1 protein-coding gene is annotated in these 14560 nt (G+C 64.7%); it reads left to right on the forward strand.

What is annotated here, in order from left to right; all coding sequences use genetic code 11:
* Positions 1-30 precede the first annotated feature (30 nt).
* A partial coding sequence (locus ACKLNA_RS26825; RefSeq protein WP_408987636.1) for an amino acid adenylation domain-containing protein occupies positions 31-14560 on the forward strand: 14530 nt, incomplete at its 3' end.

A 14560-nucleotide genomic window follows, 5' to 3' on the forward strand; every position in this document is an offset into this window, starting at 1 on the left:
TTTTTCCCGAATTTACAGCAGGTTACCCCCATGCAATTTCGCGAGCTGATGGCTGTTATTTCCACCCATGCGATCCGCCTTCAACAGGACGATGAAGACCTGGTCATTCTGGGCGACGACGAGGCGCTGGACGACGCGCTTTGGGACAGCCTCGCCAAGCACAAGGCGCAGTTGCTGGAGCTGGTGGCGAGCCATGGCGGCGACTGGTCGAGCCCGGCGCTGCGCATCACCCCGGACATGCTGCCGCTGGTGCAACTGGATCAACCGGCCATCGACCGCATCGTCGCCACCGTGCCGGGTGGCGTGGCGAATGTGCAGGACATCTATCCGCTGGCGCCGTTGCAGGAGGGCATGCTGTATCTGCACCTCGCCGCCGGTGAAGGCGATCTGTATGTGCAACAGGCGCAGTTCACGTTCGACAGTCACCAGCGCCTCGACGCGTTTGCCCAGGCCTTGCAATGGGTGATCGACCGTCACGACATTCTGCGCACCTCGTTTGTCTGGGAGCGCCTGGACGAGCCGGTGCAAGTGGTCTGGCGCCAGGCGCCGCTGGTCTGCGAAGAGGTGCAGCTCGACACGTCCACGGACGTGTTCAGTCAGTTGCAGGCGCGTTACGACGCCCGTCACTTGCGCCTTGATCTGCAACAGGCGCCGCTGCTGCGTCTGGTCTATGCACGGGATCCGGCGCAGGGGCGGATCGTCGCGCTGCTGCTGTTCCATCACATGATCATCGACCACGTGGCGCTGGATGTGGTGCGCCGGGAAATCCAGGCGTGGCTGCAAGGGCAGACCGAACAGGTGGCGCCGGCCGTGCCGTTTCGCAATCACCTGGCGCGGGCGCGCATGGCCCTTGATGAGCAGGCCCACGAAACGTTCTTCCGCGAGATGCTCGGCGATATCGACGAGCCGACGTTGCCGTGGGGGTTGCAGGATGTTCACGGCGGCGGGCAGGATTTCGAAGATGCGCAGCTGACGCTCAGCGATGCACTGAACCTGCGACTGCGCACGCAAGCGCGGCAACTCGGCGTGAGCGTGGCGAGCCTGATGCACCTGGCGCTGGCGCGGGTGTTGGGCCAGTTGTCCGGGCGCACCTCGGTGGTGTTCGGCACCGTGTTGCTGGGGCGCATGGAGGCGGGCGATGGCGGTGAGCAGGCGCTGGGCATGTTCATCAACACCTTGCCGCTGCGGGTCGATGTCGGCGCGCAAAGCGTCCACGACGGCGTGCTCGCCACGCATCGACGGCTGAGCGCGTTGCTCGCCCATGAACAGGCCTCGCTGGCACTGGCCCAGCGTTGCAGCGCGTTGAATGCGCAGACGCCGTTGTTCAGCGCCATGCTCAATTATCGCCACAGCGCTGTCGGTGATGTTGCCGCAGTGATCGAACTGGCCCCCGGCGTCCAGGTCCTGAGTGGCAAGGAGCCGACCAACTATCCGCTGACCCTGAGTGTCGATGACCTGGGCAGTGGTTTCCGGCTGTCCGCCATCGCCCCGAGCGGCATCGGCGCCGAACGGGTCTGCGCCTATGTGCAAACCGCACTCGACGGCTTGCTCGATGCCCTGGAACGGTCGCCCGAGACGCTGATCAACCAGTTGCCGGTTTTGCCGGAGCAGGAGCGGCAGCAATTGCTGGTGGGATTCAATGACAGCCGCGTCGAGCTCGATCTGCAACAGACCGTTCATGGCCTGTTCGAGGCTCAGGTCCAGCGTTCGCCGCAGGCCGTTGCATTGCAGGCCGATGCGCAATCACTGACGTATGTCGAACTCAATGCCCGGGCCAATCGCCTGGCTCACCGCTTGCGTGAGCTGGGTGTCGGGCCGGATACGCCGGTGGCGATCTGCGTAGAGCGCGGGCCTGAACTGGTGATCGGCCTGCTGGGCATTCTCAAGGCCGGCGGCGCTTATGTCCCGCTGGACCCGGCGTACCCGGCGGAACGCCTGAACTACATGCTCAAGGACAGCGCCCCGGTGGCGCTGCTGGCGCACGGCGCGACCCGGACGCTGTTCGAGGCAGGTGGCGTGCCGCTGCTCGATTTCGATCAGGATCACTGGCAGAACTACCCCGATCAAAACCCTCAGGTACCGGGCCTCAACGCTTCGAACCTGGCCTACGTGATCTACACCTCGGGTTCCACCGGCACGCCGAAAGGGGTGATGGTCGAGCATCGTGGCCTGGGTAATCTGCTGCATTGGAGCTCGCAGGTGTGCCCGCCCGTGGCGGACGGCGCCCTGTTGCAGAAAACTCCTTACAGTTTCGACGCCTCGGTCTGGGAGCTGTTCTGGCCGCTGACATCGGGTCTGCGTCTGGTACTGGCGCGCCCCGATGCGCACTTCGAACCGGCGTACTTGACGCAAGTGGTGCGCGAGCAGCGCATCAGCGTGATCCAGTTCGTGCCGGCGCTGTTGCAACAGTTCCTCGACGTGGAAGACGTCAGCCAGTGCACCAGCCTCACGGATGTGTTCTGTGGCGGCGGCGAGCTGACGCCGGCGTTGGCCCTTCAAGTCCGCGAGCGTCTGCCGCAGGCGCGTTTGCATAACGTCTACGGCCCGACCGAAACCACGGTCGACAGCACAATATGGACGCTGGAACCGTCGATGCCGGTGCCAGAGGCGCAGTTGCCCATCGGCCGGCCGGTCAGCAATACCCGTTTGTACATCCTCGATGAACAGTTGCAACCGTTGCCGCTGGGCGTGGCCGGCGAGCTGTACATCGGTGGCGTGCAGGTGGCGCGTGGATACCTGAATCTTGCGTCGCTCACCGCCGAGCGTTTCCTCGACGATCCGTTCAGCGACCAGCCCAATGCGCGGCTGTACCGCACCGGTGACCTGTGCCGCTATCGGGCCGACGGCAACCTCGAATACCTCGGTCGCAACGACGATCAGGTGAAGATTCGCGGCTTGCGTATCGAACTGGGGGAAATCCAGGCGCGGCTGATGCAACTCGACACCGTGCTCGCCGCCGAAGTGCTGGTGCGCGAAGACGTGGCCGGCGATTCACGGCTGGTGGTGTATTACACCGGTCAGTTGCTGGACATCGGTGAACTGCGCAGCCATCTGCTGGAGCAGCTACCGGATTACATGGTGCCGACGGCGTTCGTCCATCTCGACGCCATGCCCCTGAGCCCCAACGGTAAACTCGACCGCAAGGCCTTGCCGGCCCCGGATCAAAGCGGCCATTTGCTGCGCGGCTATGAGGCGCCGGTCGGCGATGTGGAATGCCGTATCGCCGAGATCTGGCAGACCCTGCTGAACGTCGAGCAGGTCGGGCGCCATGACAATTTCTTCGAGCTGGGCGGTCATTCCTTGCTGGCGGTGAAACTGGTCGAGCGCATGCGCCAGCAGGAATTGAGCTGCGATGTGCGGGTCCTGTTCGGCCGGCCAACCGTGGCAGGACTGGCGGCAACCCTGGGCGCGTCGTCCGGCGTTCAAGTACCGGTCAATCGCATCACCCCCGACTGCCAATACATCACGCCAGACATGCTGCCCCTGGCCTCACTCGATCAGGCCGGCATCGACCGGATCGTGGAAAGCGTTCCCGGTGGCGTCGCCAACGTGCAGGACATCTACGCCCTGGCGCCGTTGCAGGCAGGCATTCTGTATCACCACATGGCGGCAACGGCCGGCGATCCTTACGTGTTGCAGGCTCAGTTCGTGTTTGACGGAATCAAGTCGGTCAAGGCGTTCGTCCGTGCCGTCAACGTGGTAATCGCGCGCCACGACATCCTGCGTTCCAGTGTGGTCTGGGAAGGCCTCGAAGAGCCGGTGCAAGTGGTCTGGCGGGCGGCGCCGCTGGCGCTTGAGCGGGTCGATGCCGATCCGCAGGACGGCAACGTGCTGCAACAGATGCAGGCGCGTTTCGACCCGCGTCACTACCGTCTGAACCTGGGCCGCGCACCGATGATGCGCTTCGCCTACACCGAGGATCCGCAGCACAAGCGCTGGGTCGGCATCCTGCTGATGCATCACCTGATGCTCGACCACACCGCGCTGGAAGTGCTGGTGAGCGAGATGAACAGCGTGCTGCATGGTCACGCCGCCGAACTGGCGACGCCGGTGCAGTACCGCAACTACGTCGCGCAGGCACGGCTTGGCGCGGATGCCGAGGCCCATGAAGAGTTTTTCCGCGACATGCTCGGCGACATCGACGAGCCGACCTTGGCGTTCGGTGTGCAGGACGTGCACGGCGACGGCAGCGCGGTGCTCGACAGCCAACTTACGCTGGACACCGCGCTGGCCTTGCGTCTGCGCGAGCAGGCACGGCGGCTTGGCATCAGCGTGGCGAGTCTGGCGCACCAGGCCTGGGCGCAGGTCCTGGCGCAGATTTCCGGTCGGGACGAGGTGGTGTTCGGCACGGTGCTGCTGGGCCGGATGCAGGGCGGCGAGGGCGCCGACCGGGCGTTGGGCCTGTTCATCAACACCTTGCCGCTGCGGGTCAGCGTGACTGCAACGGCGGTGCGCGACAGTGTGCTCGCCACCCATGAACGGCTGGCGCAATTGCTCGCCCATGAACAGGCGTCACTGGCGCTGGCCCAGCGTTGCAGCGGGGTTTCCGGCTCGTTGCCGTTGTTCGGCACGTTGCTCAACTATCGCCACAGCGCACCGCAGGCTGCGGGTCTGACGCTGGATGGCATTGAATTGCTCAGCTCCCGCGAGCGCAGCAACTATCCGCTGGTGGTCAGCGTCGATGACCTTGGCGAAGGTTTGCGTCTGAGTGTGCAGGCGGTGCCGGGCATCGATGGGGCGCGGGTCTGTGAGTACATCAATATCGCCTTCGACAGTCTGGTGCAGGCGCTGGAGCAGACGCCGCAACGGGGTGTCGATCAGCTGTCGATTCTGCCGCCGGATGAGCGTCGGGAATTGCTGGCCGGGTTCAATGCCACCCACCGGGATTACCCGTCGGGTTCGACGGTTCATGGCCTGTTCGAGCAGCAAGTGAAACGGCATCCGCAAGCCGTGGCGGCGGTGCATGGCAACACCGCGTTGACTTATGAAGAGCTGAATCAACGGGCCAATCGCCTGGCCCATCACCTGATCGGGCAGGGCGTGCAGCCGGGCGACCATGTGGCGATCCTGTTGCCGCGTTCGCTGGATCTGCTGGTCGCGCAACTGGCCATCGGCAAATGTGCGGCGGCTTATGTGCCGCTGGACATCAACGCGCCGGCCGAGCGTCAGGCGTTCATGGTTGAGGATTGTCGGGCGAAAGCGCTGCTGACCTTGAGCACCGAGTCAGTCGACTACAGCGTGCGTCGGATCGACCTCGATGCGCTGAAACTCGACGCGCAACCGACGCACAACCCGGACCTGCCGCAGTCTTCGGAATCCGTGGCCTACATCATGTACACCTCCGGTTCCACCGGCACACCGAAAGGGGTGATGGTGCCGCACCGGGCCATCGGGCGACTGGTGATCAACAACGGCTATGCCGATTTCAATCCGCAGGATCATGTGGCGTTCGCCTCCAACCCGGCATTCGACGCCAGCACCATGGATGTCTGGGGGCCGCTGCTCAACGGCGGGCGCGTGGTTGTGATCGATCACAACACCTTGCTTGATCCAAACGTGTTCGGGCAGGTCTTGGCGGTTTCTGGCATCACGATCCTGTTCGTCACCACCGCGCTGTTCAACCAGTACGTGCAGCTGATTCCTGAAGTCCTCAAAGGCTTGCGCATGGTGCTCTGTGGTGGCGAACGCGCTGATCCAGCGGCCTTCCGCCGCTTGCTGGCCGAGGCGCCGGACCTGCGCATCGTCCACTGCTACGGCCCGACCGAAACCACCACCTACGCCACGACGTTCGAAGTGCGCGAAGTGGCGGACGATGCCGACAGCGTGCCGATTGGCGGCCCGATCTCCAACACCCAGGTCTACGTGCTCGACGCCCGTCAGCAACCGGTACCGATGGGCGTGACCGGCGAGCTGTACATCGGCGGCCAGGGCGTGGCGCTGGGCTATTTGAATCGCCCGGATCTGACCGCCGAAAAATTCCTGCAAGACCCGTTCGGCGATCAACCGGGCGCGTTGCTGTACCGCACCGGCGACCTCGCGCGCTGGCTGGCGCCGGGGCAGCTGGAATGCATCGGTCGCAACGACGATCAGGTGAAAATCCGTGGTTTCCGCATCGAACTGGGAGAAATTGAAAACCGCCTGCTGAACTGCGAAGGGGTCAGGGAAGCCATCGTACTGGCGCGTCAGGACGGCCAGGAACCGCTGCGTCTGGTGGCGTATTTCACAGCCGAGGAGGGCGTTGACAGCGCCAGCCTGCGCGAACAATTGCAGTCGCGCCTGCCGGAATACATGGTGCCCTCGGCCTGGGTGCAGCTCGACGCCTTGCCGCTGAACAACAACGGCAAGGTCGACCGCAAAGCCTTGCCAATGCCGGATCCGGGCGCCTGGCTCAGCCAGGCATACGAAGCCCCGCAAGGCCCGGTGGAAACCGCGCTGGCGCAGATCTGGGCCGATGTCCTGAAGCTGGAAAAGGTTGGTCGCCACGACAACTTCTTCGAGCTGGGCGGGCACTCGTTGTTGGCGGTGAGCCTGATCGAGCGCCTGCGCCGGATCGGCCTGAGCACCGACGTGCGCGTGCTTTTCAGCCAGCCAACCCTGGCCGCGCTGGCGGCAGCGGTGGGCAGTGGTCGCGAAATTGAAGTACCGGCCAACCGCATTCCTGCTGATTGCTCTCGCATCACCCCGGACCTGCTGAGCCTGACCGAACTGGATCAGGCCGGCATCGACCGGATCGTCGCCACGGTGCCGGGCGGCGCCGCCAACGTGCAGGACATCTATCCGCTGGCGCCATTGCAGGAAGGCATCCTTTATCACCACTTGAGCGCGGAGCAGGGCGACCCGTACCTGCTGCAATCACGGCTGGCCTTCGACAGTGTCGAGCGCCTGCGCACGTTCACCGACACCTTGCAACAAGTCATCGCGCGCCACGACATCCTGCGTACCAGCGTTGTCCACGAAGGCCTGGCGACGCCGCATCAAGTGGTGTGGCGCTACGCCGAACTGGTGGTACAGCATGTCGCGCTGGATTCAGCAAACGGCGACATCCTTGAACAGTTGCACGAGCGCTTCGACGCCCGTCACTACCGCCTCGACATCAGCCAGGGGCCGCTGCTGCGCATGGTGTTTGCCGAAGATCCGAAGCAGCAGCGCGTGGTGGCGATCCTGCTGTCCCATCACCTGATCCTTGACCACACCGCACTGGAAGTGATCGTCGAGGAAATGCGCGGTGTGATGTTCGGTGAGATCGACCATCTTTCAGCGCCGATTCCCTATCGCAACTATGTGGCCCAGGCGCGCCTGGGGCTCAGCGAGCAGGAACACGAAGCGTTTTTCCGCGAGATGCTCGGCGACATCGACGAGCCGACCCTGCCGCTGGGGCTGCGGGATGTGCAGGGCGACGGTCACGGCATCGAGGAAGCGCTGCAACCGGTGGCCACTGAACTCAATGTGCGTCTGCGTGAACAGGCGCGGCAACTGGGTGTAAGCGCGGCCAGCCTGATGCACCTGGCCTGGGCGCAAGTGCTGGGCGTGCTGTCGAACCGCCGCGATGTGGTGTTCGGCACGGTGATGATGGGGCGGATGCAGGGCGGCGACGGCGCCGACCGGGCGTTGGGGGTGTTTATCAACACCTTGCCGCTGCGCATCGATGTTGGTGCCGGCGCGCGGGACGGGGTCAAGGCGACTCACGCGCGACTGACCGCGCTGCTGGGGCATGAACACGCCTCGCTGGCGCTGGCCCAGCGTTGCAGTGGTGTTGCGGCGTCGTCGCCGCTGTTCAGTGCCTTGTTCAACTATCGTCACAGCGCCCCCGCACAGCCGTCGCAGAACGGCCAGGGCATCTGGGAGGGCGTGCAGAAACTCGGTGGTGAAGAACGCACCAACTACCCGCTGACCCTGAGTGTGGACGATCTGGGCGAAGGGTTTGCCTTGTCGGTTCTGGCGGTGAGCCAGATCGGTGCGCAACGGATTTGCAGTTACATGCACACCGCGCTGGAACAACTGGTGCAGGCGCTGGAACAGACGCCGCAAAAACCGTTGAACCGCTTGCCGATCCTTTCGAGCGCAGAACTGGAGCGTCTGGTCGAGGGCTTCAATCCCCCGGTCACGGCCTATCCCCGTGGCGCAACGATTCACGCAATGGTCGAGGCGCAGGCCGAGCGCAATCCGCATGCCCACGCCGTGATTCAGGGCGCGCAACAGCTGACTTATGGTCAGCTCAATCAGCGCGCCAACCAACTGGCCCATCATTTGATCGGCCTCGGTGTGCAGCCGGACGACCGCGTCGCCATTTGCGTGCGTCGTGGCCCGCAGATGCTGGTGGGGCTGCTGGCGATTCTCAAGGCCGGCGCCGGTTATGTGCCGGTGGATCCGGCGCACCCGGCGGAGCGTATTGCCTACCTGTTGCAGGACAGCGATCCGGTGGCCGTGCTGGTCCAGGCCTCGACCCGGGATTTGCCGGGCATGATGCCGGTGATCGATCTGGACAGCGACGCCTGGCAACACCTGCCCGACAGCAACCCGCAACTGCCGTACCTGACTCCGGCAAATCTTGCGTACGTGATTTACACCTCGGGCTCAACCGGCCAGCCGAAAGGGGTGATGGTCGAACATGCGACCCTGGAAAACCTCGTGCACTGGCACGCCGAAGCCTTCGACCTGCACGCCGGCAGCCACACCGCCAGCGTTGCCGGTTTCGGTTTCGACGCGATGGCCTGGGAAGTCTGGCCGGCACTGTGCGTCGGCGCGACCCTGCACCTGCCGCCGGAATCGGTGAGCAATGAACACCTGGACGAATTGCTCGACTGGTGGCGGGCGCAGCCGTTGCAGGTGAGTTTCCTGCCGACGCCGGTGGCGGAATATGCGTTCAGCCGCGAGCTGCAACACCCGACCCTGCGCACCTTGTTGATTGGTGGCGACAAACTGCGTCAGTTCAACCGTGCACAAACCTTCGTGGTGATCAACAACTATGGCCCGACCGAAGCCACGGTGGTCGCCACGTCCGGCCCGGTGGAAGTCGGGCAACCGCTGCACATCGGCCGGCCGATGGCCAACGCCCGCATCTATCTGCTGGATGACCAGCAACGTCCGGTGCCGGTGGGGGTGACGGGTGAGTTGTACGTCGCTGGCGCGGGTGTGGCGCGGGGTTACCTGAACCGTCCGGAAATGACCGCCGAACGCTTCCTCACTGATCCGTTCAGCGACCAGCCGCAGGCGCGGATGTACCGTACCGGTGACCTCGCACGCTGGTTGGCGGACGGCAACATCGAATACCTCGGCCGCAACGACGATCAGGTGAAACTGCGCGGCGTGCGGGTCGAACTGGGGGAAATCGAAGCCGCGCTGGCCAGCCATCCGACGGTGCAGGACGCCGTGGCGCTGGTGCGCGACGGGCAGTTGCTGGTGTGGTTCACCGAAAGGGCACCGGCCGCTATCGAAACCCTGCGCAATCATCTGCAAGGGCTTCTGCCGCAAGCGTTGATCCCGGCGGCTTACGTGCGACTCGACATCTTGCCGCTGACCGCCAACGGCAAACTCGACCGCAAGGCCTTGCCGGAACCAGATCAGAGCGCCTGGCTCAGCCGTGAATACGAAGCCCCGCAGGGCCCGGTGGAAACCGCACTGGCGCAGATCTGGGCCGATGTTTTGAAACTGGAAAAGGTCGGTCGTCACGACAACTTCTTCGAACTGGGCGGCCATTCGCTGCTGGCCGTGAGCCTGATCGAACGCCTGCGCCAGATCGGCCTGAATACCGACGTGCGCGTGCTGTTCAGCCAGCCAACGCTGGCTGCACTGGCTGCGGCGGTGGGCAGCGGTCGCGAAATCGAAGTGCCGGCCAACCGCATTCCTGCCGACTGCACCCACATCACCCCGCAACTGTTGAGCCTGGTCGAACTGGATCAGCCGAGCATCGACCGCATCGTTGCCACGGTGCCCGGCGGCGCCGTGAACGTGCAGGACATTTATCCGCTGGCACCGTTGCAGGAAGGTATCCTTTATCACCACCTGAGCGCCGAACAGGGCGACCCGTACCTGCTGCAATCGCGGCTGGCCTTCGACAGCGTCGAGCGTGTGGAAGCGTTCGCGGCGGCGCTGCGTCAGGTCATTGCCCGCCACGACATCCTGCGCACCGCGGTGATCTGGCAGGAACTGGCCGCGCCGATGCAGGTGGTGTGGCGTCACGCCGGACTGGCGGTGCAGGAAATCGTGCTCGACCCTGCACAGGGCGACATCCTCGAGCAATTGCACGGGCGTTTCGATGCCCGTCACTACCGCCTCGACATCAGTCAGGCACCGTTGCTGCGTCTGGTGTATGCCCGTGACCCGGCCCACGATCGGGTGGTCGCGATGTTGCTGTTCCACCATGTCGTGATGGATCACACCGCGCTGGACGTGGTGCAGCACGAAATGCTCGCCTGCCTGCAAGGGCGCGAAGCCTCGCTGGGCGCGGCGGTGCCTTACCGCAATTACGTTGCGCAGGCGCGGCTGGGTGTCAGTGAGCAGGAGCACGAAACGTTCTTCCGCGACATGCTCGGCGACATCGACGAGCCGACCTTGCCGTTCGGCTTGCAGGATGTGCAAGGCGACGGTCGCGACATCGAGGAAACGCAACAGGCCCTGACGGCTGCAACCGGCCAGCGTCTGCGCAGCCTGGCCCGGCAACTGGGCATCAGCGTGGCCAGCCTGTTCCACCTCGCCTGGGCGCAGGTGCTGGCCGCGACGTCCGGGCAGGAACGGGTGGTGTTCGGCACGGTGCTGATGGGCCGGATGCAGGGCGGCGAGGGTGCCGACCGGGCGCTGGGTATGTTCATCAACACCTTGCCACTGCGGGTCGATCTCGGTGAAACCCCGGTGCGCGAAGGGGCTCGGGCGACGCATGCACGTCTGAGCGCATTGCTCGGCCATGAGCACGCTTCGCTGGCGCTGGCCCAGCGTTGCAGTGGGGTGGCCGCGCCGTCGCCGTTGTTCAGTTCGATGCTCAACTACCGGCACAGCGCCGACGAGGCGCAGCAGCAAAACCTGCGTCAGGCCTGGCAAGGCATCGAGACCCTGAGTAGTGAAGAACGCACCAACTATCCGCTGAGCCTGGGCGTCGATGATCTGGGCAACGGTTTCGTGCTGACTGCCATGACCCCGGCGAGCATCGGTTCACAGCGCATTTGCAACTACATGCAGACCGCGCTGGAGAAACTGGCGGATGCCCTGGAACAGACACCGGTTCAGCCGTTGAATCGCTTGCCGATCCTCGACGGTGCAGAGCGTCAGCAGGTGCTGTACGACCTTAACGCCACCGGCACCGCAGACGATCTGGAGCAAACCGTTCACGGGTTGTTCGAAGCGCAAGTCCAACGTACGCCGCAAGCCGTCGCGTTGCAGGCCGGTGAACGGCAACTGACCTACGCCGCACTCAACGCTCAGGCCAACCGTCTGGCCCATCACCTGCGCGAACTGGGTGTGGGGCCGGATTCGCGGGTGGCGATCTGCGTCGAGCGCGGGCTGGAACTGATGGTCGGTCTGCTCGGCATCCTCAAGGCGGGCGGTGCCTATGTGCCGCTGGACCCGGCGTACCCGGCGGAACGTCTGGATTACATGCTCAAGGACAGTGCGCCGGTGGCGGTGCTGGTACATGGGGCGACTCGCGCATTGCTCGACGAAAGCACCGCGCTGGTGATCGATCTGGATCAGGACCACTGGACATTCAACCCGCAGGACAACCCGCAAGTGCCGGGCCTCAACGCTTCGAACCTGTCCTACGTGATCTACACCTCCGGTTCGACCGGGGCGCCGAAAGGCGTGATGGTCGAGCATCGTGGCGTCGGCAACCTGCTGCACTGGAGTTCGCAGCTGTGTCCCGCCGCGACGGACGGCGCGCTGTTGCAGAAAACCCCGTTCAGTTTCGATGCCTCGGTCTGGGAGCTGTTCTGGCCGTTGAGCGCCGGGCTGCGGCTGGTGCTGGCGCGTCCTGACGGGCACCGCGAGCCGGCGTATCTGGCGCAGGTGATTCGTGAGCAGCGGATCAGCGTGATCCAGTTCGTGCCGGTGCTGTTGCAACAGTTCCTCGAGCAGGAGGACGTCAGCCAGTGCAGCAGCCTCACCGATGTGTTCTGTGGCGGCGGCGACCTGACACCGGCACTGGCACGCCTTGTGCGCGAGCGCCTGCCGCAGGTGCGCTTGCACAATGTCTATGGCCCGACCGAAGCGACGGTCGACAGCACGGTGTGGACGCTGGAACCGTCGATGCCGGTGCCGGACGGCGCCTTGCCGATCGGGCGGCCGATCAACAACACCCGTTTGTATGTACTGGATACCGCCGAGCGGCCGGTGCCGATGGGTGTCATCGGTCAGTTGTTCATTGGTGGTGCCGGGGTTGCGCGGGGCTATCTGGGCCTGCCGCAGTTGATGGCTGAACGGTTTATCCCGAGCCCGTTCGTGGCCGGCGATCGGCTTTACGCCACGGGCGACCTGGTGCGCTACCGCCCCGATGGCCTGCTCGAATTCATCGGGCGCAACGACTTCCAGGTCAAGCTGCGTGGCCTGCGCCTTGAACCGGGTGAAATCGAAGCGCAACTGCTCAGCCATCCGGCCCTGCGTGAAGCCGTGGTGCTGGTGCGTGAAGAACGTCTGGTGGCGTACTTCACCTGGCACGCCGAGGCCGGGCAACCGGGGATCGAGGCGTTGCGCGAACACTTGCTCGCACGCCTGCCGGACTACATGGTGCCGTCGGCCTTCGTCGCGCTCGACAGCCTGCCACTGAGCCCCAACGGCAAGGTAGATCGCAAGGCGCTGCCGGCTCCCGGTGCCGAGTCGGTGCTGGTGCGCGAGTACGAGGCTCCGCTCGGCGAGACCGAAATCGCCCTGGCCCGATTGTGGGGCGAGGTGCTGAACGTCGAACGGGTGGGGCGCCACGATCACTTCTTCGAACTGGGCGGGCACTCGCTGCTGGCGGTGAGCCTGATCGAACGCATGCGCCAGATCGGCCTGAGCACCGATGTGCGGGTGCTGTTCAGTCAGCCGACTCTGGCCGCGCTGGCTGCGGCCGTGGGCAGCGGTCGCGAAATCGAAGTGCCGGCCAACCGCATCGCAGCCGATTGCACCCGCATCACTCCGCAGATGCTGACGCTGGTGACGCTGGACCAGGCCGCCATCGACCGCGTGGTGTCCAGCGTGCCGGGCGGCGCCGCCAACGTGCAGGACATCTATCCACTGGCGCCGTTGCAGGAAGGCATTCTTTACCATCACTTGAGTGCGGACGAAGGCGATCCCTACCTGCTGCAATCGCGTATCGCGTTCGACAGTCTTGAGCGTGTGCAGCGTTTCAGCGCGGCGTTGCAACAGGTCATCGACCGCCATGACGTGCTGCGCACGGGTGTGGTGTGGGAAGGCTTGAGCGTGCCGGTGCAAGTTGTGTGGAGAAAGGCTGACTTGGTGGTGCAGGAGGTCGTGCTGGATCCTGCGGTCGGCGACATCCTTGAACAGTTGCATGCCCGCTTCGATGCCCGACATTACCGCCTCGACATCGCCCAGGCGCCGTTGCTGCGTCTGGTGTATGCCCGGGATCCGGCCCGTGGCCGGGTGGTGGCGATGCTGCTGTTCCATCACATCGTGCTCGACCATACCGCGCTGGAAGTGGTGCGCCACGAAATGCAGGCGTACCTGCGCGGGGCCGACGAACCGTTGCCGGCGGCGGTGCCGTATCGCAACTACGTGGCGCAGGCGCGGCTGGGCGTTTCGGAATCGGAGCACGAAGCGTTTTTCCGCGACATGCTCGGCGACATCGACGAGCCGACCCTGCCGTTCAGCCTGCGCGATGTGCGCGGTGACGGACGCGGCATCGAGGAAGTGCAGCAGGTCCTCGACAGCGGCCTGAACCTGCGTCTGCGCAGTCAGGCCCGGCAACTGGGCATCAGCGTGGCCAGCCTGTTTCACCTTGCGTGGGCACAGGTACTGGCGGCGACCTCCGGGCAGGACAACGTGGTGTTCGGCACCGTGCTGATGGGCCGGATGCAGGGCGGTCAGGGCGCCGACCGTGCGCTGGGGATGTTCATCAACACCTTGCCGTTGCGGGTCGATCTGGGCGAGACCCCGGTGCGCGAAGCGGTCAAGGCGACGCATCAGCGTCTCACCGCGTTGCTGGGCCACGAACACGCTTCGCTGGCACTGGCCCAGCGTTGCAGCGGGATCGCAGCGCCGTCGCCGTTGTTCAGCGCGATGCTCAACTATCGACACAGTCACGGCGCAGAGCATGCGGACAGCGTGGTTCAGGCCTGGCAGGGCATCGAGACCCTGAGCAGCGAAGAGCGCACCAACTACCCGCTGAGCCTGAACGTCGATGACCTGGGCAACGGCTTCTCGCTGATTGCCATGGTGCCGGCGGACATCGGCGCGCAGCGGATTTGCGGCTACATGCAGACGGCGTTGTTGGCGTTGGTGGAAGCGCTGGAACAGGCACCGACGCAGGCCATGAACCGATTGCCGATTCTTGAGGGGGCGGAGCGGCAGCGACTGTTGTTCGACTTCAACGCGACCGATGTCGGTTATGACCTTCAGCAGAGCATCCATGGGT

This window comes from Pseudomonas sp. UV AK001 (genome assembly GCF_046097675.1).
GTDB classification, from domain to species: Bacteria; Pseudomonadota; Gammaproteobacteria; order Pseudomonadales; family Pseudomonadaceae; genus Aquipseudomonas; species Aquipseudomonas kribbensis.